Annotated in this window: 25 protein-coding genes; 20 read left to right on the plus strand and 5 right to left on the minus strand. The window is 41.0% G+C overall.

What is annotated here, in order from left to right:
- Position 1 precedes the first annotated feature (1 nt).
- The 12 genes from KO534_RS16165 to KO534_RS16220 all read left to right on the plus strand — a co-directional run bounded on the left by KO534_RS16165 (position 2) and on the right by KO534_RS16220 (position 10,041).
- Complete coding sequence (locus KO534_RS16165; protein WP_215930874.1) at positions 2-1,219, plus strand: NADH:ubiquinone reductase (Na(+)-transporting) subunit B; 1,218 nt, start codon at positions 2-4, stop codon at positions 1,217-1,219.
- Positions 1,209-1,967: a Na(+)-translocating NADH-quinone reductase subunit C gene (locus KO534_RS16170; protein WP_215930876.1), complete on the plus strand. Its 759-nt coding sequence runs from the start codon at positions 1,209-1,211 to the stop codon at positions 1,965-1,967. Before KO534_RS16165 ends, KO534_RS16170 begins: the two co-directional genes overlap by 11 nt.
- 12 nt (positions 1,968-1,979) lie before the next feature.
- Complete coding sequence (locus KO534_RS16175) at positions 1,980-2,612, plus strand: NADH:ubiquinone reductase (Na(+)-transporting) subunit D (RefSeq protein WP_215930878.1); 633 nt, start codon at positions 1,980-1,982, stop codon at positions 2,610-2,612.
- Positions 2,613-2,615: 3 nt separating this feature from the next.
- Positions 2,616-3,224, plus strand: a complete 609-nt coding sequence (gene nqrE / locus KO534_RS16180; RefSeq protein ID WP_215930880.1) for an NADH:ubiquinone reductase (Na(+)-transporting) subunit E — start codon at positions 2,616-2,618, stop codon at positions 3,222-3,224.
- Between the two features lie 19 nt (positions 3,225-3,243).
- Complete coding sequence (nqrF, locus tag KO534_RS16185) at positions 3,244-4,476, plus strand: NADH:ubiquinone reductase (Na(+)-transporting) subunit F (RefSeq protein ID WP_215930882.1); 1,233 nt, start codon at positions 3,244-3,246, stop codon at positions 4,474-4,476.
- A gap of 64 nt (positions 4,477-4,540) precedes the next feature.
- Positions 4,541-5,566, plus strand: a complete 1,026-nt coding sequence (locus tag KO534_RS16190; RefSeq protein ID WP_436836588.1) for an FAD:protein FMN transferase — start codon at positions 4,541-4,543, stop codon at positions 5,564-5,566.
- A gap of 29 nt (positions 5,567-5,595) precedes the next feature.
- Positions 5,596-5,829, plus strand: a complete 234-nt coding sequence (nqrM, locus tag KO534_RS16195; protein WP_215930886.1) for a (Na+)-NQR maturation NqrM — start codon at positions 5,596-5,598, stop codon at positions 5,827-5,829.
- 119 nt (positions 5,830-5,948) lie between these two features.
- A complete protein-coding gene (gene dinB, locus KO534_RS16200; protein WP_215930888.1) occupies positions 5,949-7,010 on the plus strand; it encodes a DNA polymerase IV in 1,062 nt (353 codons plus the stop codon).
- 72 nt (positions 7,011-7,082) lie between these two features.
- Positions 7,083-8,264: an MFS transporter gene (locus KO534_RS16205; protein ID WP_252732228.1), complete on the plus strand. Its 1,182-nt coding sequence runs from the start codon at positions 7,083-7,085 to the stop codon at positions 8,262-8,264.
- Between the two features lie 11 nt (positions 8,265-8,275).
- Complete coding sequence (locus KO534_RS16210; RefSeq protein ID WP_215930892.1) at positions 8,276-8,485, plus strand: DUF1653 domain-containing protein; 210 nt, start codon at positions 8,276-8,278, stop codon at positions 8,483-8,485.
- A gap of 67 nt (positions 8,486-8,552) precedes the next feature.
- Positions 8,553-9,677, plus strand: coding sequence for a sensor histidine kinase (locus tag KO534_RS16215; RefSeq protein ID WP_215930894.1), 1,125 nt, complete (start codon positions 8,553-8,555; stop codon positions 9,675-9,677).
- The gene (locus KO534_RS16220; protein WP_215930896.1) at positions 9,670-10,041 is read left to right on the plus strand and encodes a LytR/AlgR family response regulator transcription factor; all 372 of its coding nucleotides are present in this window, start codon (positions 9,670-9,672) and stop codon (positions 10,039-10,041) included. Before KO534_RS16215 ends, KO534_RS16220 begins: the two co-directional genes overlap by 8 nt.
- Positions 10,042-10,058: 17 nt before the next feature.
- Here the strand turns inward: KO534_RS16220 and KO534_RS16225 are convergent, their stop codons facing one another.
- A complete protein-coding gene (locus tag KO534_RS16225) occupies positions 10,059-11,786 on the minus strand; it encodes a Na+/H+ antiporter NhaC family protein (RefSeq protein ID WP_215930898.1) in 1,728 nt (575 codons plus the stop codon).
- A gap of 94 nt (positions 11,787-11,880) precedes the next feature.
- Here KO534_RS16225 and KO534_RS16230 point away from each other — a divergent pair, with 94 nt between their 5' ends.
- Together KO534_RS16230 and KO534_RS16235 are read left to right on the plus strand one after the other, a co-directional pair.
- Entirely contained in the window at positions 11,881-12,744 is an 864-nt protein-coding gene (locus tag KO534_RS16230; protein WP_215930900.1) for an MBL fold metallo-hydrolase, read from the plus strand.
- A gap of 17 nt (positions 12,745-12,761) precedes the next feature.
- The gene (locus KO534_RS16235; RefSeq protein WP_215930902.1) at positions 12,762-13,262 is read left to right on the plus strand and encodes a GNAT family N-acetyltransferase; all 501 of its coding nucleotides are present in this window, start codon (positions 12,762-12,764) and stop codon (positions 13,260-13,262) included.
- A 13-nt stretch (positions 13,263-13,275) separates the two neighbouring features.
- Here KO534_RS16235 and KO534_RS16240 read toward each other — a convergent pair whose 3' ends face one another.
- The 3 genes from KO534_RS16240 to KO534_RS16250 form a co-directional block, all read right to left on the minus strand.
- Positions 13,276-14,925, minus strand: coding sequence for an amidohydrolase (locus KO534_RS16240; RefSeq protein WP_215930904.1), 1,650 nt, complete (start codon positions 14,923-14,925; stop codon positions 13,276-13,278).
- 131 nt (positions 14,926-15,056) lie between these two features.
- Positions 15,057-15,440: a hypothetical protein gene (locus KO534_RS16245; protein WP_215930906.1), complete on the minus strand. Its 384-nt coding sequence runs from the start codon at positions 15,438-15,440 to the stop codon at positions 15,057-15,059.
- A gap of 73 nt (positions 15,441-15,513) precedes the next feature.
- Positions 15,514-16,509 carry a serine/threonine dehydratase gene (locus KO534_RS16250; RefSeq protein WP_215930908.1) on the minus strand — a complete coding sequence of 332 codons (996 nt, stop codon included), beginning with the start codon at positions 16,507-16,509 and terminating at the stop codon, positions 15,514-15,516.
- A gap of 119 nt (positions 16,510-16,628) precedes the next feature.
- Here KO534_RS16250 and KO534_RS16255 point away from each other — a divergent pair, with 119 nt between their 5' ends.
- The 4 genes from KO534_RS16255 to KO534_RS16270 all read left to right on the plus strand — a co-directional run bounded on the left by KO534_RS16255 (position 16,629) and on the right by KO534_RS16270 (position 18,880).
- Complete coding sequence (locus KO534_RS16255) at positions 16,629-17,003, plus strand: PH domain-containing protein (protein ID WP_215930910.1); 375 nt, start codon at positions 16,629-16,631, stop codon at positions 17,001-17,003.
- An 88-nt stretch (positions 17,004-17,091) separates the two neighbouring features.
- Positions 17,092-17,715 (plus strand): NAD(P)H-binding protein, encoded by a 624-nt coding sequence (locus KO534_RS16260; protein ID WP_215930912.1) that lies wholly within the window; start codon positions 17,092-17,094, stop codon positions 17,713-17,715.
- A 1-nt stretch (position 17,716) separates the two neighbouring features.
- A complete protein-coding gene (locus KO534_RS16265) occupies positions 17,717-18,430 on the plus strand; it encodes a tRNA1(Val) (adenine(37)-N6)-methyltransferase (protein WP_252732185.1) in 714 nt (237 codons plus the stop codon).
- 72 nt (positions 18,431-18,502) lie between these two features.
- Positions 18,503-18,880, plus strand: a complete 378-nt coding sequence (locus KO534_RS16270; RefSeq protein WP_215930914.1) for a hypothetical protein — start codon at positions 18,503-18,505, stop codon at positions 18,878-18,880.
- Between the two features lie 44 nt (positions 18,881-18,924).
- Here KO534_RS16270 and queG read toward each other — a convergent pair whose 3' ends face one another.
- Complete coding sequence (gene queG / locus KO534_RS16275; RefSeq protein ID WP_215930916.1) at positions 18,925-20,070, minus strand: tRNA epoxyqueuosine(34) reductase QueG; 1,146 nt, start codon at positions 20,068-20,070, stop codon at positions 18,925-18,927.
- Between queG and KO534_RS16280 the strand changes: the two genes are divergently transcribed.
- Together KO534_RS16280 and tsaE are read left to right on the plus strand one after the other, a co-directional pair.
- Positions 20,070-21,617 (plus strand): NAD(P)H-hydrate dehydratase, encoded by a 1,548-nt coding sequence (locus tag KO534_RS16280; protein WP_215930918.1) that lies wholly within the window; start codon positions 20,070-20,072, stop codon positions 21,615-21,617. The genes queG and KO534_RS16280 overlap by 1 nt on opposite strands.
- Entirely contained in the window at positions 21,614-22,105 is a 492-nt protein-coding gene (gene tsaE / locus KO534_RS16285; RefSeq protein ID WP_215930920.1) for a tRNA (adenosine(37)-N6)-threonylcarbamoyltransferase complex ATPase subunit type 1 TsaE, read from the plus strand. Before KO534_RS16280 ends, tsaE begins: the two co-directional genes overlap by 4 nt.
- Positions 22,106-22,112: the final 7 nt, after the last annotated feature.

The raw sequence follows: 22,112 nt of genomic DNA on the forward strand, positions 1-22,112 counted from the left end.
CATGGGCTTAAAAGCATTTTTAGAAAAAATTGAGCCGGATTTTGAAGCCGGTGGAAAGTACGAAAAGTGGTATGCCCTGTATGAAGCTGCGGCAACTATTTTTTATACCCCAGGTACAGTCAATAAATCGACCACTCATGTTAAAGATAGTATCGATTTAAAACGTATAATGATCATGGTGTGGATGGCAACATTCCCAGCAATGTTTTACGGCATGTATAACGTGGGTGCACAAGCTCACGAAGCCATTTTAGGTGGTGCAGTTTGGGCCGATACCGCAACAGCGTTTTGGCAAGCAGGCTTGTTCGAAATGTTCGGTGGTCAGCTGAATGCTGAGAGTACTTGGCTTGGTATGATGTTATACGGCGCATGTTTCTTCTTACCCATTTATGCCACTGTATTTATAGTGGGTGGATTTTGGGAAGTATTGTTTGCCTCTGTACGTAAACACGAAATCAACGAAGGCTTCTTTGTTACTTCGGTTTTATTTGCACTGACACTACCGGCAACTATCCCTCTTTGGCAAGCTGCGTTAGGTATTACCTTTGGCGTAGTTATCGCGAAGGAAATATTTGGTGGTACAGGTCGTAACTTCTTAAACCCAGCTTTATCTGGTCGTGCTTTCCTTTATTTTGCTTATCCTGCACAAATCTCTGGTGATTCAATTTGGGTGGCTGCGGATGGTTATTCTGGCGCTACAGCTTTAAGTCAAGCTGCTGCTGGTAATATCTCAGATTGGAGTATGAGTGCTGAGTGGTGGAACGCTTTCTTCGGTAACTTACAAGGTTCTGTTGGTGAAGTGTCAACCTTAGCCATTGCTTTAGGTGGTTTATTCTTAATTTATATGCGAATCGCATCATGGCGCATCGTGCTTGGTGTGTTGTTAGGTGGTGCTGCGCTAAGTACTCTACTTAACCTAGTTGGCAGTGACACTAACGCCATGTTTGCTATGCCTTGGTACTGGCACTTAGTCACAGGTGGATTTGCCTTTGGTATGTTCTTTATGGCTACCGACCCTGTTTCAGCATCGTTTACCAACCAAGGTAAATGGGCCTACGGTATTTTAATTGGTGTAATGTGTGTGATGGTACGTGTTATCAATCCAGCTTTCCCAGAGGGTATGATGTTAGCTATTTTATTCGCTAACTTATGGGCGCCTTTATTCGATTATTTTGTTGCCCAAAGCAATATTAAACGGAGGATCGCTCGTGTCGGCTAAAAAAGAAACGCTAGGAAAAACAGTAGGTGTTGTTGTTGCTGTATGTTTAGTTTGTTCGATCATTGTATCCAGTGCGGCTGTTGGCCTGCGCTCTATGCAAGAAACAAACGCAGCATTAGACAAACAATCTAATATCATCGAAGCCGCTGGTTTAGCTGATAAAGCCGCTGGCGATATCGCCGGTACGTTCGAAAAGTACGTAGATGAAAAGTATATTGATTTAGCAACAGGTCAATATGTTGAGAAGCCAAGTGACAACTACGACATGTATAAAGCCGCTAAAATGCCTGAATACTCAGTTAAAGTTGAAGGCAGTAATGTTGGTTTTCAACAGCGTGCAAGCATCGCCAGTATTTATGAAGTGAAAGATGATGCGGGTAAAGTGACGCGTATTATTTTACCAGTTCATGGTAGTGGTCTTTGGGACTTAATGTATGGTTTCTTAGCAATAGACTCAGACGGCAACACAGTGCGTGAGCTGGTTTATTATCAGCAAAAAGAAACCCCTGGATTAGGTGGCGAAGTTCAGAACCCAAGCTGGAAGGCTAAGTGGGACGGCAAGCAATTATTTGATCAAGGTGATGTTGCTATTAAGATCAAGAAAAACGCTAACCCATCTGACCCGTATGCAGTTGATGCACTTTCTGGTGCAACGTTAACTAGCAATGGTGTGCAGAATACACTGTCATATTGGTTAGGTAAGAACGGTTTTGGACCGTATCTTAAAAATCAGACTTGGAAATCGTAAGGGGTTCACACAATGGCTGACGTTAAAGAAATGAAAAAGGTATTGTTCGGACCCGTTCTCGACAATAACCCTATTGCATTGCAAATTTTGGGCGTTTGCTCAGCGCTTGCAATTACAACTAAACTAGAAACGGCTTTGGTGATGTCTTTGGCATTAACTGCTGTAACAGCATTTGCTAGTTTATTTATCTCGCTAATTCGTACTCAGATACCTTCTAGCGTTCGAATTATTATTCAAATGACAATTATTGCTTCTTTGGTAATAGTAGTTGACCAGATATTGAAAGCATATTCTTACGAAATTTCGAAACAACTATCGGTGTTTGTCGGCTTAATTATTACTAACTGTATCGTAATGGGTCGAGCCGAAGCATATGCAATGAAGAGCCCACCTTTTATGTCTTTCTTAGATGGCATTGGTAATGGTCTTGGTTACTCTATGGTATTGATTATTATCGGTACTATAAAAGAGCTATTTGGTTTCGGTACAATTTTAGGTTTCCCTATATTTGAACTCGTTCAAAATGGTGGTTGGTATCAAGGTAATGGCCTATTGATTTTACCTTTCAGCTCATTCTTTTTGATTGGTGGCTTGATTTGGGTAATTCGTACTATTCGTCCTGAACAAGTAGAGCCGAAGGAGTAATTCATGGAACATTATTTAAGTATATTTATAAAGTCAGTTTTCATTGAAAACATGGCACTTTCATTATTCCTAGGGATGTGTACTTTTTTAGCCGTATCTAAAAAAGTAAAAACAGCAATGGGTTTGGGCGTAGCAGTGATTGTGGTGTTAGGTATCTCAGTCCCTGTAAATCAGGTCATATTTGTGAATATCTTAGCGCCAGGCGCTTTAGGCTGGGCTGGTTTTCCTGACGCCGATTTAAGCTTTTTAAGTTTCTTAACTTTTATTGGTGTCATCGCTGCGTTAGTGCAAATTTTAGAAATGAGCTTGGATAAGTTTTTCCCTGCTTTGTATAACGCCCTAGGTATTTTCTTACCTTTGATTACGGTTAACTGTGCAATATTTGGTGGGGTAGCATTTGCGGTACAACGTGAATACAACTTTAGCGAAAGCATCGTTTACGGTATTGGCAGTGGTTTAGGTTGGGCAATTGCCATTACCTTACTAGCGGCAGTGCGTGAAAAGCTGAAATATGCTGACATGCCAGAAGGCATCAGAGGCTTGGGATCAGTATTTATGATCGCCGGCTTGATGGCTCTGGGTTTCCAATCATTTACTGGCGTGTCGCTTTAAGCGGTCTGGGAGTATTTTAATGAATCCAAATGAAATTTATCTTGGTGTAGGCATGTTTATCGCTATTGTTTTAGCGTTAGTGTTTATTATCATGTTTGCAAAATCTAAATTAGTACCAGAAGGCGAAGTCACTATTACTATCAACGGCGGAGCAGAAGAGTCAATCACTGCACAGCCTGGTGACAAATTATTAGGCGCTCTTGCTAATGCTGGTATCTTTGTGTCTTCTGCTTGTGGTGGCGGTGGTTCTTGTGGCCAGTGTCGTGTTGATATTAAATCAGGTGGTGGTGAGATTTTGCCTACTGAACTTGATCATATTAGCAAGAAAGAAGCGAAGCACGGTTGTCGTTTATCTTGTCAGGTGTCTATCAAACAAGATATGGAAATCGAACTAGAAGAAGAAATTTTCGGTATTAAAAAATGGGATTGTGAAGTTATCTCTAACGATAACAAAGCGACCTTCATTAAAGAGCTTAAACTTAAGATCCCTAATGGTGAAAGTGTGCCTTTCCGTGCCGGTGGTTATATTCAAATCGAAGCTCCACCTCATCATGTTAAATATTCAGACTTTGATATCCCCGAAGAATATCGTGGAGATTGGGAACGTTTTGGTTTCTTCAACATCGAGTCAAAAGTAGATGAAGAAACTATCCGTGCTTATTCAATGGCTAACTACCCAGAAGAAGAAGGCATTATTATGTTGAACGTGCGTGTTGCTTCACCGCCGCCGAACAACTTATCTTTGCCAGCAGGTAAAATGTCTTCATATATTTGGAGCCTTAAAGAAGGTGACAAAGCCACCATATCTGGACCTTTCGGTGAGTTCTTTGCTAAAGATACTGACGCAGAAATGGTATTTGTTGGTGGTGGTGCAGGTATGGCGCCAATGCGTTCGCACATCTTCGACCAATTACGTCGCTTAAAATCAAAACGTAAGATGACTTTCTGGTATGGTGCTCGTTCACTCCGTGAGATGTTCTATGTAGAAGATTTCGATATGCTACAAAAAGAGAACGACAACTTTACTTGGCATGTTGCTCTTTCTGATCCCCAGCCTGAAGATAACTGGGAAGGTGATACAGGCTTTATTCATAACGTATTGTTAGAGAATTACCTGAAAGATCACCCAGCACCTGAAGATTGTGAGTTCTACATGTGTGGTCCTCCTATGATGAATGCGGCAGTCATTAATATGCTGAAAGAGCTTGGTGTAGAAGACGAAAACATTATGTTGGATGACTTCGGCGGTTAAACTCTAAGTTCGTTTATATAACTTTAAAAGGGGCTTAATGCCCCTTTTCTTATGGAAAAATGTTGTGAATTTAAAAGACGTTTATGAAAAACCTCTATTGTTAATCACTTTTAGCGTATTGTTTTTGGTGTCGTGCGGCGAACCACCGGCAGAAGTTCACCTTTCTGGCCCGACTATGGGTACCACCTATAATCTAAAATACGCACCGACCGAGCTCATAACTCCGTCCGAGTTACAGGCAGAGATAAACCAAGAATTGATCAACATTAACCAGCTCATGTCTACCTATATTCAAGACTCTGAGTTAAGTCGCTTCAACCAATGGAATAGCACGGAACCATTTCCTTTATCAGCACAAACTATTTACGTTATGAGAGAAGCGAAACGCCTAGGCGACTTAAGTGATGGCATACTTGATGTCACAGTCGGGCCATTGGTTAACCTATGGGGATTTGGCCCCAAAGCTCGTCCTGATAAAATTCCTTCTGCAGCCGAAATTATGGCCGCCAGACAACGAGTTGGTTTGCAACGCCTAGAAATACGCGAAAATTCGGCAAGAAAAACTCACCCTAATTTATATGTCGATTTATCTACTATAGCCAAGGGATATGGTGTCGATCAGATGGCTGACATATTAGAGAAACATAATATTCATGACTACCTAGTAGAAGTAGGTGGAGAAATGCGACTATCAGGGAGAAAAAGCAATGGTCAACCTTGGCGAGTGGCAATCGAAAAACCGCTAACCAAAGAACGAGCTGTAGAACGTATCATCAGTGTTGGCAACAATGCTATCGCTACCTCAGGTGACTATCGAAACTATTATGAAGATGCTGGAGTGCGCTATTCCCATTTAATTAATCCCAATACAGGTGCACCCATTAACCATAATTTAGTGTCGGTTACTGTGGTGGCTCCCTCTTCAATGACTGCTGATGGTCTAGCGACAGCTTTGAATGTGATGGGAAAAGAAAAAGCACTACTTTTGTCAGAAAAATATGACTTAGCCGTTCTATTGATCACTAAGGAAAAAGAGGGGTTTAAAGAGTATACTAGCGCGATGTTTGACAAGCTTGTTACTATCCACTAACCCCATTTTCAATTAATTGGAGACTAATTATGAGTACCTTTATACTCGCATTTGTGTTTTTTCTCGTAGTCGTAGTTGCAATGGCCGTGGGGTATATCGTTCAACAAAAAACCATTGCCGGAAGTTGCGGTGGCTTAGGCGCATTGGGAATCGATAAGGCCTGTGACTGCCCTGAACCTTGTGACCGCAAGAAGATGCGCATTGAAAAGGAACAAGCTCGACAAACAAAATTGAATGAATGGAAAAAGAACCAAATTCTATAAACAGTTTTAAAACTAAAATACCCTATCAACGCCAGCTAGTCTGACGTTTTTTATGTTGATATTTTAAATTATTTCGGCAAAATACTGACTTTATATACAGTTATATTCTCAGGAATAATTTGCGCAAAATCATTCACATAGATATGGATTGTTATTATGCAGCCGTTGAAATGCGCGATAATCCTGAATATCGCAATGTGCCTTTAGCAATCGGAGGTAGTACCGACAGACGAGGTGTCATTTCTACTTGTAATTACCAAGCACGGAAGTTTGGGGTACGCTCTGCAATGGCCACAGCCCATGCACTGAAACTCTGTCCTGAGTTAGTGTTGGTGCCAGGGAGAATGAACCTATATAGCGAAATATCCCAACAAATACGTGAAATATTCAGTCGCTATACAGACAAAATTGAGCCCTTATCACTAGACGAAGCCTACCTAGACGTATCTGACTGTGAACTGTTCTCTGGCAGCGCTACTTTAATAGCTGAAGATATACGCCGTGCAATTTTCGAAGAAACGCAACTTACTGCCTCTGCCGGAGTAGCCCCTTGTAAGTTTGTCGCTAAAATTGCCAGTGATGAGAATAAACCTAATGGGATTTGTGTCGTTCCCCCTGACCTACTCGACGAATTTGTAATTGCATTACCATTAGGTAAAATTCCTGGGGTAGGTAAAGTGACTTTAGGTAAATTAAACGACATTGGCCTACATACTTGTGCCGATGTACGCCACTTTCCATTCGAAGACTTAATAAAACGATTCGGTAAATTTGGTTCAATAATATGGGACCGTAGCCATGGTTTAGACGACCGAAACCTGAGCCTATCGAGACAACGCAAGTCTGTGGGGGTAGAGCGAACCTTAGCGCAAGATATCCATAGCAAAGAGGAGTGTATTAAAATGCTCGATAGCCTTTACCCTCTTTTAAAAACACGGCTGAGCAAAACTAAGAGCCCGATTCAAAGTCAGGGAATTAAGCTAAAATTCAGTGACTTTCAACAAACAACTGTCGAACATAAATGCCAGCAATTGGACCAAGACTATTTCATAGAACTTTTAACGGAAGGCCTCGCACGACAAAACAACAGAGGAATTCGACTAGTAGGAGTACATGTAGGTTTAGCCGATCCTGAAGATAACAGGCAATTAGTTTTTTCATTTCCATCTACTGAAGATTAATATCTGACAAATCGTTACACTAGCTCACCAAATTCAACCTCATAGTCGTAAGGAATGATTTAAGTGTCGAAAATGCCCGCGAATGTATGGCTATTAACCCTAATCCAAGCGCTAGCGATGAGCACCGGCACTATGATGGTATTAGCAGGTGGCGTACTAGGAGCCAAGCTTACCCCTGATCCTGCATGGTCTACATTACCCTTAGCAATGAGCATAGTTGGAACTGCAATCGGCGTTTTACCCATTACCCGTTTGATGCAACACTTCGGTCGTAAACCTATCTTTATTGCCGCAACCTTAGTGGGTGCTCTAGCAACACTTTTGGCTGCGTTTAGCATTATTCACCATAGTTTTACAGGACTAGTATTCTGCGCTTTTTTGTTGGGGTTGATGTTGTCAGCTATTCAGCAAATTAGATTTGCTGCAATGGAGTCAGTGGGTCTTGAAATGATGCCTAAAGCTGCATCAACTGTGTTATTGGGTGGCCTAGTTGCGGCCATATTGGGACCAGAATTAATTACTATTGGTCAAATATTCACAGCACAATCCTTTGTCGGCGGATTTTTTCTTATGGCGGGCATTCTATTGTTATGTAGCTTGTTGTTTACGCAGATTACCAATACACATCTAGTTTCAGAAAAGTCTGCGAATACAGGCCGAGAACTTAGTCAAATAGTGAAACAGCCTGTATTTGTTCTTGCAGTATCAGCTTCAGTTGTAGGGTATGCTCTAATGAGCTTTATTATGACTGCCACCCCGGTACATATGCACGTTCATGAAGCCTTTTCGTTGCAGGATACAAAGTGGGTAATACAGAGCCATATATTTGCGATGTTTTTCCCCTCTTTGTTTAGTGGATGGTTGATTAACATATTGGGAACGTCAAGAATCATCTATATTGGTCTATTCGCCTATACCTGCACTATATTGGTCGCACTTACTGGTAACGAGTGGTTGAGCTATTGGGGAGCATTAGTACTTTTAGGCATTGGTTGGAATTTCCTATTTGTTGGAGGAACTGTCTTATTGGCCCAAAGTTACCAACCAGTAGAACGATTTAAAGTACAAGGCTTAAATGAGTTTTTGGTGTTCGGTAGTCAAGCCACTGCCGCTTTGAGTGCGGGACTATTTCTCAATTTAGTTGAATGGCAAGGATTACTGTTTGCGAGCTTTGTCATTATTGTAATTCAACTTATAGTGGTGGGTAGGCAGCAGTATAGGATCACGAAAAGTCATGCACTAAATCAACAATAAGGAGTGTGAAAATGTCTTTAGCAAATGGGCGTTACCGCCACTACAAAGGTAACGAGTACGAAGTTATAGGGGTAGCCAAACATTCTGAAGATGAAACAGAGTTAGTAGTCTATCGACCACTTTATGGTGAAAGAAATCTATGGGTTAGGCCTTTAGATATGTTTACTGAAGACGTTAAGTTAGGAGAACAATATGTACCAAGATTCAAGTTTATTAAGTGATTTTCACGCTATTCCCAACTGCAAAATAGCACTAGCAACGTTAGTTAGATAACTGCCAGTTCACTATATGTTGAATCATACAATAGGCAAATTTTACGCAGATACGGCAACACTCTTCAGAGCGAACTTACCAAGCCGCTTTTTTGCCATGAGCGCTACATTAATTTGGCTTGCAGTACATGCTATATATGCGCACCTTCAATTCAGAGCGTTCGAAGGTAATGAAGACGCTCTTGGTTGGCTAGTTGGTTGGTATGAATTAAGTCCTTGGTTTATTGCATACATATTCCACACCATTACCTTGTATACATTGACAAAAATTATCGAGTCCAAACAAAGACCAATAAAGCAACGGATAATATTGCACACCATTAGTATGGGACTATTACTTGTAGCTAATTGGCTCAGCTCTACAGCGCTTTATTTTGTTATTACGCAAGCTGACTTCGCTACTTTTATTCCGTTTTTATTGCAAATGTTATCCACTACTATGCAACTTGATCTTTTGATTTGTTTTGGTTTACTAAGCATGATTCTTGGTTTGTGTTTTCACGATAAACGGATTCAAGAGAAACTAGACTTTAAAAACCTTCAAACAGCACTTATTGATGAGCAACTTAAAACACTAAGGACCCAACTGAACCCGCATTTTTTATTTAATGCACTCAATACTGCCGTCAGCCTAATTAGATTAAAACGCGATGAAGAAGCGGTACAGGCATTAGCAGAATTGAGTAGTATGTTACGGAAAATTCTCGAACATAAGCATAATACGAACTCTAAGGTTAAAGAAGAAATTGCGTTTATCAAAAACTACCTGTGTATCCAACAAATGCGCTTTTCTGATAAGTTAGATGTAAAAATATCTGTCGAAGACTGCTGTTTAGAGGTCGAAATTCCTAATATGCTGCTACATCCTTTAGTTGAAAACGCGGTACAACATGGCTCTCAACTCGAGTCCAATCAAAATCTTGTAGATTTAAAGGTTAGCCGTAATGGCGACCAATTACTGGTAAAGTTAACTAATAGAGTTGCAGAGAATGACCAACACAAAGGCTTTGGTATCGGTGTTTCAAACACCAAAGACCGTTTAAAAAAATTGTATAAAGACTATCGCCTAGATTTATGCAGCGACCGCGAAGGTTTTTTTGAAACCACGTTAGTTATTCCTATTTGTGTTGCTAATGTTTAACGTCTTGATAGTTGATGATGAGCAGTTAGCCAGAGAAACCATAAAATATCTTTTGGCGCAGTGCACTGGCGTAGATAAAGTATATGAAGCCGACAATGGAAAGTCGGCATTGCAGCTAGCCAACCAATACCAACCTCAAATAGTCCTATTGGATATTGAGATGCCGATTATCAATGGCATAACGGTAGCCGAACAACTGCCAGAAGAAACAAGCATAGTGTTTATCACTGCTTTTAATCAATTCAAAGATAAAATGAGCGCCAGAAAATATTCTGATTATCTATTGAAACCCTTTAAAGACCAAGAGTTCTATCAATGTTTTGAAAAAGCCTGCGCCATTCAACGCACACTTTCTCAACATTAAAGTTAATTGAGTTTTCTTTAAGCAAACACTGCCACTGTAGCTGTCCACAATAAGGCTGCGAGCGACGCAGCATAAGAGGCAGGCACAATTTGAGATTTAACATGATCCATTAGGTCACACCCCGTGGTCATTGAGCTTAATATAGTGGTATCTGAAATAGGTGAACATTGGTCCCCATAGACACTACCGTTCAAAATTGTCGCAAAACACACCATCATAAAGAGCTCGGGATTATCTAGTCCTTGCGTCTGGGCTATGGTCCAAGCTAAGGGCAACCCTAATGGAAACGCTATGGCATAAGTGCCCCAGCTGGTTCCAGTTGAAAATGCGATAACCATAGTCATTAGCTGTAAAATTATCGGTAAACACCAAAACGGAATATGCTCACCTAAAGATTCAACTAAATAAATTCCTCCTCCCAGCTGCTTACTAAGCACACCTATGGTTAAAGCAAACATCAAAATAACCGAGGCAACCACCACGCCTTTTAATCCATTCCCAAAACCTTCCAATACATGCTTGAGCGCCATTCCCTTTGCTAAAGCTACAAAAATTGACAGAAACAATGCGCCCGAAAATGCCCAATGAATTTGTGGAGTACCTGTGACAAAAAAGGAAGCGATCACAATAACGATCAAACTAGCCAAAGGTAAAATAAATTCCAAACGGTGCGCACTGTATCCTGCGGGAACTTGGCTTTGATGCAACTCTTTAGCACTGATAGGTGAGGCATTGGGGGCATCTAATTCTCCCGTTTCATGCACACGTTTGATTGCATTTTTAAGAGGTGAACCACTAAAAGTGGTAATATTTAGGCTCAATAACAATGTACCTAAAACCGCAAAAATGGCATAAAAACTAAAGGGGATACTGGAGAAAAAGAAAGCGATCCTATCATTTTCTGTAGCCAATATTGCCACCCCGGGTATGAACAAAAAAGCTTGTATATAAGCAGGCCACGCATTAAACGCAATGATAGACGCTATGGGGGATGCGGTAGAGTCAACCACGTAACTGAGTTCTTCATGGCTAACGCCAGCCTTATCAGCTATGGGTTTGACAGTTGTACCCACCAATACTGTACTCATGGTGCCACCTTGAAAAAACACCAAACCTAAGAACCACGTCACCAGTTTGGCCGAACGTGGTCCTTTAACATAATGCTGACTCATATGATCAGCAAATGCCTTAGCCGCGCCCGTTTTGGCCCAGATCCCCATTAGTCCCCCAAGTAACCACAGATATAGAATTAAAATGGAGGCCGCGCTCGATGTAGCCATGTTTGGAATAAAAACTTCATGAGTGATATCAAATCGTCCCAACATCACCGCACCAATTACTATGCCTCCAAACAGAGCCACTAAGGGCTCTCGAGTCATCAAACACAATACCACCGCCACGAACGCCGGTAATAATGACCAAAAACCAAAATGAAAATCCGCTTTTATTAACGCTAGATCGTCGGGACTATTTTTATATACCCAATGTTCACTAATTGATGGTTGAGTTTGTTGCGTATCTAGTACTGATTGCCTAAGGGGTGAATCTCCATATGCAATCACATCTTCAATCAATACTTCTTGACCACTTGCGCGATACGCTAGTTGCCCATTTTCATTGTTGTAAGTTTGATATTGCAACTGTGTTTCAACCCAAGTTGGATTGACATTAAAATTGATATAAAACGCGGTTAATAAACTAATGACAAAGAAAATAAAGCTAATACGTTTTGTAATTTGATACATGCGGGTTATCTTAAAATTCTTATTTGCAACATAGTTTGTATCTAGTTGTTATAAACGTCTAGATTTACTTATTATTAACGAAGGAATATTACTCATGATCTCTAAATTTCTGATGTTTACTACTATTAGTGTACTTTTTGCTAGTAGCTCAACATTTGCCCAAGACGACTTTGCAAATGTTGAAATAACCAGTCAACCTGTCAGTGGTTCAGTACATATTTTGAATGGCATGGGCGGAAATATCGGTGTATCTGCTGGTGAAGAAGGCATCTTAATTATTGATGATCAGTTTGCACCACTGGCCGAAAAAATCGCGAATGCTATCGGCGATATTGCAAAAACACCTATGAAATATGTTGTAAATACTCACTATCACGGTGACCACACTGGTTCTAATGCATACTTTAGGGAAATTAAGGGTAGCACCATTTTCGCACATGATAATGTACGAAAAAGATTGGCGAATAAAAAAGACCATACCCATAGTGAATTACCTGTAGTCACTTACCAGCAAGGCATAACGTTTCATTTTAATGGCGACACGATAAAAGTCATGCATTTACCCGCTGGTCACACCGATAGCGATAGCGTGATTTGGTTTGAAAAAGCCAATGTTTTGCATTCTGGAGATTTATTCTTTGAAGGCCGCTTTCCTTATATTGACTTAAATGGTGGGGGTACGGTTTCTGGCTATATTAAGAACGTCACGCAACTGATTGGTATGCTAAAAGACGACACAAAAATCATCCCAGGCCATGGTAACTTAGCCTCTAAAGCTGATTATCAAAAAGCGCTGGATATGATTGTTGCTACCGCAGCTATGGTTAAAGGCATGAAAGATAAAGGTGTAAGTGTTGAAGATGCAGTAAAACTTGGCCTAGGCGAGAAATACAAAGATTGGTCATGGAGTTTTATCACTGAACAAAAGTGGATCACGACTTTATATAATGGACAATAGTTCAAAAGGCTAAACCAGTGACCATTACTCCCGCTAACGAACAACAATGTTTGCAGGTTAAGAATTGGTTTGCTGATCATCATGCAGTTTATACATGGGGAGGTCCAAACATGACCTACCCTATGTCTAACAAAACCTTTCTTAAATTGTTAACCGACAAACATTTCAATTCGTTTTGCCTACTAAATGATAAGCAACAATTACTAGCATTTGGCCAATACTATCGACGATTAGAACATCATCATCTTGGGAGGCTTGCTGTTAACCCAATATTTCGCGGTAAAGGCTTAGCAAAAATACTTATCAATGCCCTTCTCGAACAAGCCTATTTACATGACTCATCAGCCAAAGGCGCTTCACTTTTTGTTTTCAGAGATAACGAGATTGCCTACCGTTGTTATCAGTCACTGGGTTTTGTTGAAACAGATTATCCCGAACCCCATTTTCCAGGTAACATGGAAAATTGCGCGTATATGAGAAAACCAAATACCTCTAACTCACAACCCATAACCCGTTAGTTCTATTTTAAAACTATTGCCCCTTTAAAAACCGCCTTTCGCCAGCAATCCAGGTTTCAAGCACTTGAGTTTTCCAAATATCTTGCGGTGCAATTGAAAATATATCGCGATCTATCAGAATAAAGTCTGCCCACTTACCAACAGTTAATCCACCTAATATATTTTCTTGATGAGCAGCGTAAGCGGCATCTAATGTAAATCCTCGAAACGCTTGTTTGACAGTGACTGATTCACTAGGTATCCAACCGTCATCTGGGCGATTATTGCGGTCTTGCCTAGTGACAGCTGCGTGTAAACCAAAAAACGGGTTAGAAAGCTCTACAGGAAAGTCAGAGCCAAAAGCAACCGGAGAACCTTGCTTCAAAAAGCTTTGCCATGCATAGGCCCCTCTTAGTCTTGTAGCTCCCAACCTATCTTGCGCCATATTCATATCGCTAGTCGCGTGAGTAGGCTGCATAGCTGGGATAATGTTTAGCGTTTTGAAACGAGGAATGTCATTAATATTGATAACTTGGGCATGTTCAACGCGGTTTCGCAATGAACGACCTCCCACACGACTAAAACTATCCGCAAACTGATCTAAAGCTAAGCGGTTGGCTCTGTCTCCAATGGCGTGGAAATTAAGTTGGAATCCGCTACCCAAAACTAAATCAAACAGAGGCTGTAGATCACTTTCTCGAGTCAGCAACAACCCACTGTTATCTGCCGCGTCAGAGTATGGTTCAAGCAATGCAGCGCCGCGGCTCCCCAAAGCGCCATCACCGTAGGCCTTAACACTCCTGATAGACAACCAATCGTATTGATCCTGTACACGACCAGTTTTTAATAGTTGCTTGAGTACCGGAGACGTTGCCGCAATCATAGGATAAATACGTATCGGTAGTGAGTGCTGCGCTACGCGTTTTTTGTAGTAGTCATAAACGGCTTTCCCCATGCCTGCATCATGCACACTCGTTATGCCTTCAGACAGAAGGTGACTACCTGCAGCATTTAGTTGTGCTGCTAAGGTTGCTTCAGAGGTTTTCGGCAAATGTTTAAGTAACAAATTTTCTGCATTATCAATTAAAATGCCGGTAGGATTACCGCGTTCGTCACGCATGATTTTCCCGCCCGGTGGATCCAATGTATCTTTAGTAATACCCGCAATTTCAAGGGCTTTGCTATTCACCCAACTGGCATGACCATCTACCCGCGACAACATCACTGGTTTGTTTTTAACATATTCATCTAATAAATTGGCATTAGGAAACGCTTTACTTGGCCACAAGACTTGATTCCAACCTCGGCCAATTATCCAAGGTGATTGTTGTTGGCTTTTGGCATATGCCTGCACCATTTTTGCGGCATCTAGTGCTGACTGACTCTCACGCAAATCGACTTGTAATATGCTTGCACCTAACCCCATTACGTGTCCATGGGAGTCGATTAAGCCTGGTAACAAGATTTTATTTTTACCGTCAATTTGAGTAGCATTTGGGAAATTTTGTTCGAGCTCTAAGCCACCAATAGCCACTACTTTACCGCCATCAAAAACCAGATTTGAAAAGCGAATTAGCTCGCCGGAATTATTTAAGGTATAGCCCTTAATATTTTTGATATGAGTTTGAGCGGCTAAGGTTATGGAGCTGACTAATAACAAACAAATAGTGACTATTAATTTCACGAGCAAATCCAAATAAGAGTTTTACTTAACTTGCCCTAGAATCAATCTAGATGCAAAAAATTCACGCGATTAGCAAAAATAAACTGTAAAGAGTTAGTCATTGAGATAAAAATTATCGAGCAAGATATGTTCTAGTTGCAATCCATTAGCCCATTAACAAGTGTGACTGAACCGCTATAACGACTCAATTCCTGCCCCTTTGAATCGATAACGATTGCTTGGTTCATGTTTTTTGGTAGGTCGTATTGATGACGTAATAAATTACGATACCTACCGCTTATTTCTATATGAGGAGCTAGTTTGCGCCAATTATTCAAATCAATAAATTGGATCTTTTGTTCTTTGATTTGTGTTTGCAATTGGGAAATTTCGTCATTGAAATATTTGTCAGCAGAACGTTTTAAAGAATAAACAATAGTACAGTTAGCATTCGAAAAAACGCCTTCTTTGGCAGTAACTATAGTTGGAGTAAATTCTAGAAGAAAAAGTATTATGATCGCTAAATAACTCCGCAATGTGCTACTCCCTCCAAAAACCTTATGGTGAATACAAATTATACTAAGCATAGAGCCAAATCAAATTTTCGCGTTAAATCAATAAACTAGGTACATGTTGCAAGTGGTCGTGTTTCCATATTTGACACATCTTTTGTTGATCTATATTACCGCCAGATAATACTACCAATACTTTTTGTGGTTTAGATTGTGACTTAAGCCATTCAATAACAGCCCCCATACTCATCGCGCTAGTGGGTTCAACGTGCACCTTTAGCAAGTGCTGCAACCACTGAGTCCAATAGGCAATTTTTTCTTCATCAATTTCATAAAAACCATCTAACGCTTGTAAGTGAGGAAAGGTTTCTTCTCCCACTTGTAAGGTAGCGGCACCATCAGCTAGGGTATTTGGCTGCGCCAATAAAGACTGAATAACCCCAATACGTAAAGATTCTGCAGCGTCATTGGCGAGTAAAGGTTCAACTCCAACAACCTTGGTGGTTGGGCTTACAGATCTTGTACTGACCAGAGTGCCCGATACTAAGCCGCCCCCACCTACTGGTGTAAAAACACTGTCAACTGCATCTGTTTGTTCGAGAGCCTCGAGCATAACCGTACCTTGACCTGCGATTATATCTTTGTGATTAAAAGGCGGCATCCATAACACTCCAGCCTTTTTTGCCGCCACTGCGACCTTTTCGTCCGCCTCTTTGCGAGAAGCACTTAAGTCCAGAGTCGCGCCATAATATTGTGTGGCTGCGGCTTTCACTTTTGAAATATTCTGGGCACTATAAATTGTTGCCTTTACACCTAACACTTTAGCGGCGTAAGCCACTGCCTGGGCGTGGTTTCCCGAACTGCTTGCAATGACTTTAGTGCCTAGTTTTCCATCCTCTTTGGCCTTTAACATCATATTTAACGCACCACGTAACTTAAACGCCCCAGTGGTTTGGAAACATTCTGCTTTGAACAAAATTTTGTGACCTAACCAACTATTTAATAATTGAGATTCCAGTATGGGTGTGTTTTTAACATAGGGTCTAATACGTTTCTCGGCAGCTTGCACATCAGCAAAAGTTAGATTGGACATGGGCATAAATTTAGGATCATCATCAGGGATAAATAACGTTGCATGATGGTAGCTTGTAGTTGCTATTTTCGCATCAACAATTATGCTGATTGCCTATTAAATATTTGAAGGATTTAGAAATGGGATTACTTGATGCTCTACTCGGCAACGCTTCAGAAATTGATGTCAATGAAGTGGCAGAAGAATTAGCGCCGATAATTGGTGAAACTGAAAACATTCAGCAAGTTTTTAAAGTAGTGAGAGATATGTACGTATTCACTAACAAACGCCTTATCTTGATTGATAAGCAAGGAATGACAGGCCGTAAAGTGGATTACCATTCAATTCCTTACCGTGCGATCACACAATTTAAAATCGAAACTGCAGGGCACTTCGATTTAGATGCCGAACTTAAAATTTGGGTTTCAGGGCAGGATAAGCCTATTGAAAAAGAGTTGAAGAAAGATACTGTGGTGGGTATTCAACAAACTTTAGCTACTCATATGTTTGCGTAACAGCGCTATGAACTTGAATACTTTTAGTCTTAGCTCCTTTGCTAAGACTAAAAGCTAGACCTTCCGCGTTTAAAAATACAGGTTAGAAATGTCAAAGACCGCTCTGGTGTTAGGTGCAACAGGTTTAGTTGGGAAAACATTGGTCGAGCAGCTTTGCCGAGACCACCGCTATCGAACTGTCACATGTCTGCTGCGTAAACCCCTAACGAATGATTTCTTCCAACAAAGTTCGGCTAAAGTACAGCCGATAGTAATCGATTTTGAAAAATTACAAGATTATCAAGGCTACTTTGGCTGTGATCATATTTTTGTGTGTTTAGGCACCACAATTAAAAAAGCAGGAAACAAAAGTGCATTTAGAAAAGTAGACTTTGAGTACGTGCATATTGCAGCTCAACTCGCTAGAGCGCAACGTGCCCTTAGTTTTGTCTGGATTTCTTCCGTTGGAGCCAATGCTAAGAGCACTAATTTTTACTTGCGAGTTAAGGGTGAATTAGAAAATGCCATATTGGGAACGTCAGGTTTAAACAATGCAGCCGCTGTTAGACCGTCTTTATTATTAGGTGAACGTGAAGAGATGAGGCCCGCCGAAAAACTTGCAAGTATATTAAGCCCGTTTTTGTCTCCGTTGCTACTTGGTAGTCTAAGAAAATACAAGCCTGTTGACGCAGTCGAAGTAGCGGCTCAGATGATACGTTTGCAGGTTTTCTAAAATGGGATTTAAGTTTAAACAATTCACTATCGAAGATGATGCTTGTGCAATGAAAGTGGGTACTGACAGCATTATGTTAGGCAGTTGGATTCAAACCAAAGATTCTCAAAGAATTTTAGATATTGGCACGGGAAGTGGTTTATTAGCAATTATGCTAGCGCAAAAAACACTGCATACTTGTTTAATTGCCGGTATAGATATAGATGCAGTGGCTATTTCACAAGCGAAAAACAATGCTAAAAATGCCCCATGGGAGCAACGACTAACCTTCCATAATATTAATTTACAAAGTTTTTCTAGTACCATGGCTTATGACTTAATTGTCAGTAACCCGCCATATTTTCCGATTAATATTAGCGCCAATAAAACTCTTTCGACTAGAAATCGAGTAAGTGCACGGCAAACCATTGAGTTAGATCACCCTACACTTTTGCGAGCAGTCAACACGTTTCTTACTACCGACGGCAAATTTTGTTGTGTGCTGCCGATGGAAATAGCACCGCTATTTACAAACTATGCGGAGTCAGTTGGGTTGTTTTGTAACAGGGAACTTCAAGTACAACCTAAACCCTCCTCTGCTGTCACTCGACTCTTATTAGAATTTAGTCGAATCCAAACTAATAAAACCTCTGAAAAACTTATTATTTACAATGAATTAAGTCAGTATTCCAAAGAATATAGGGTACTTTGCAAGGACTACTATCTTAATTTTTAACTGTTTTTGTCGTTTTCTTCTATCTTTGTTTTATAGGCTTTAATCAGTAATTGCAGATCTCTGGGGGAAATGATGAAAACATTTGAATTACCCAAATCAATATCTTCACTGGCCGAGGAGCTGCAAATAGTTCAGATGGACTGGCAAGGTGTCACAGTTCAAATCCCCAAATTTGCAGTGTATTCGCTCATTGAAAATCCATTATTTGATCAGATTATATTTCGAAATGGTAGACAAATAGGACTGTTACATTTTGGTCGATACAAAGTACCTGTTATTGATCCTTTCCGCGCAGACATTGATTTTCATCCAAACTTTGCTGTGATAATCAGCCATAGTCAAGGCAATCGTTTTGGTCTATATGGTTACCCCGCTGACCATATAGAGACAAATATAGGAATTGCTTGTTCACACGGTGCTGTACGCAAAATTGTGCGAGATTATGTGTAATTAAGCCATGATAAACCTAAACTTTTCGAGCTAAGCACTCCTGACTACGCGTCCCGAACTAACCCCTTTTCGATGCTGCGGACTAATCTTTGAGTTAAGCGACTAGGGTTGATTGGTTTTTGTATGGTTTTGTTTTGATGCTGTTGTAATGCCCAGTGAATATGTTCTTTAACTAAGTCTGATGCCTCGGACAAGGCGGCCTGCAAAATATTGACAATGCTTTCTGAATACTCAGCGTTACCTAAACCCACGGCTAAATTGCGTTGCCAGCGTTCAAACCCAATACGCCTAATGGGTGATCCTTCAGTATTTTTCAGAAACGTTGCTTCATCCCAAGTGAATAACTCAATAAGTTCTTGGCTCATCAACTTTTGTCTAGGGTGAAAATCTGCCTCATCGGTAATATTAGCGTAGCGATTCCATGGACAAATCAGTTGGCAATCATCACAGCCGTATACCCGATTGCCAATTAAAGCTCGGTATTGTTCTGGGATCGCGCCTTTTTGCTCAATGGTCAGGTAAGAAATACAACGCCTAGCGTCCACCACATAAGGCTCGACAATTGCTTGCGTGGGGCAAATTGTCAGACAGGCGGTGCAACTGCCACAATTTTCAACCGCTGCCTGATCCACTGGCAATGGGATATCTACAAACAACTCCCCCAAAAAGAACCACGAACCAGCTTGGCTATTAATCGTAAGTGAGTGCTTACCTGTCCAACCTATCCCGGCCTTTTCGGCAATGGCATGCTCTAACACAGGCGCCGAATCTACAAAGGGCCGAAAGTTTAATTCTGCGCATTCCTCCTTTATTTTTTCACCTAACTTTTTTAGACGTGCGCGCAGTAACTTATGGTAGTCACGACCAAGAGCATAACGGCTGATATATGCTTGTTGCTTGTTCTTTAATGTTTCTGCAAACTTTGCATCGGGAGGTAGGTAATCCATTCTGACGCTGATAACACGCATGGTTCCAGGCAACAGTTCTGTTGGTCTCGCACGTTTCATGCCGTGCTCCGACATATAGTGCATTTCCCCGGCATAGCCTTTTTCCAGCCATGATTGTAGGTGAGATTCATGTTGTTCCAGATCAACATCACAAATACCTACTTGTTGAAAACCTAGCGCTTTCCCCCAAGCCTTGATATTTTCAGCCAAAGAGAACAATTCAGAAGTGTTAGGAGACGACATTGACAAACCTGTTAACCGAGCAAGCGGCTGAAATTCTAGCACATAAAATTGTGAGTTCAGAACAAGTCAAATTATTGGAGTCTAAAGCCGCCCAAATGGCTGGGTGTAGTATGTTCGAGTTAATGCAACGAGCTGGCGAAGCCGCATTTCAAAAATTAAGACAACAATGGCCTAAAGCACAAGATATTATCGTAGTTGCTGGCAATGGTAATAATGCAGGCGATGGCTATGTGTTGGCTAAGTTGGCTTTGAATAAGGGCATGAAGGCGATTGTGGTATGTCAAGATCCTAACACAGAACTTCAAGGTGATGCGCAACAAGCACAATCAGAATGGAATAACGCTGGGGGTCTAACACTAAAATTTACTGAGCTAGATTTTAGCGAATTTGATGTAGTAGTGGACGCATTGTTGGGCACCGGAGTGCAAGGTGAAGTTAAACCTAATTTTCAGTCCGTCATACAGAAAATCAACCAGTCGAAGCAACCTGTATTGAGTATAGATTTACCTTCTGGGATGCATGCCGACACCGGGCAAGTATTACCAATTGCTGTTGTTGCGGATGTGACAGTCACTTTCATTGCAGTTAAACCTGGATTGGTTACTGGAGTCGGTAAAGAGATATGCGGCAAACTTAGTTATGCTGACTTGAGCATTGCTTCTGAGTTTTTTAGTGTTGCTAAAAGCAACGCGCAACTTGTCGATTGGAATATGTTGCAACCAATAAAACCAAGACCTGTCAATGCCAACAAAGGTTCTTTTGGAAAACTGTTGTGTATTGGCGGCAACCAAGGAATGGGAGGGGCAATTCGAATCAGTGCAGAAGCGGCACTGCGTTGCGGTACTGGGTTAGTGAAAGTTTATTGCCACTGTGCAAGTAGTTTAGCTATTACTTCAGGTCGCCCAGAAATAATGATTGTAGATAAAGATCTTGAAACTGCTTTGCAATGGTGTACCGACATTATTATTGGCCCAGGATTAGGTCAAGATGAGTGGGCACAGCGACAATTCCGTGATGTGATGGCTCATCTTAAAGAACAACCTAAACCTTTGGTCATTGATGCTGATGGACTTAATTTATTAGCGGCTGAAAGTGATACTAAAGCACTCTTGGATACGTTTACGCAATTACCCGCGCTGGTCCTAACGCCTCACCCTGGAGAAGCAAGTCGTTTACTTGGTTGTAATATTCCACAAATTGAAAATAACAGGTATTTGGCTAGTGAAGCTATCACTCAAAAGTTTAGCGCTATATGTGTACTAAAAGGCGCAGGCACTATAATTCAATCGAATAATCCAAATTCAAAAGAAAGGTGCTGGGTGTGCACAGGAGGTAACCCTGGCATGGCAACAGCAGGAATGGGAGATTTATTAACCGGTATTATCGGCTCTTTTTTAGCACAAGGAATGAGTTCCCATCAGGCCGCGGTTTATGCCGTGAGTGCTCATGCCGAAGCAGCAGACAGAATTGCACTACAATACGGCCAACGTGGTATGATTACCACAGACCTATTTCAACCTTTGCGAGCCATTGTTAACGGACTATGAGCAATTCAATTACTTCTACGATTGAGGATTTGCCCTCTAGACATTATGACTTATTAGATGAACAAGCCACTGTTGCATTGGCTGGAGAATTGGCACGCCAGTGTCATCAAAGTATGGTGATCTACCTTGAGGGCGATTTGGGCGCTGGTAAAACCACATTTAGCCGCGGCTTTATTCAAGGATTGGGGCATAAAGGCAAGGTCAAAAGCCCTACTTACACTTTAGTTGAGCCCTATGAATTAGCAGATTGGCGAGTGTTTCATTTTGATTTATATCGTTTGTCTGATCCTGAGGAATTAGAATTTATGGGTATTCGTGATTATTTTGATGCAGATTGCATTTGTTTAATTGAATGGCCAGACAAAGGCGCTGGGCTCTTGGCATTAGCGGATTTACACATTAGTATTGAATATACGCAAACAGGACGCGCGTTATCGATGCAAGCAAAATCGGCAAAGGGTTCGGATTTGCTTAGACTTTTAGACTAGAATAATA

Source organism: Paraglaciecola arctica, from assembly GCF_018861065.1.
Taxonomy (GTDB): Bacteria; Pseudomonadota; Gammaproteobacteria; order Enterobacterales; family Alteromonadaceae; genus Paraglaciecola; species Paraglaciecola arctica_B.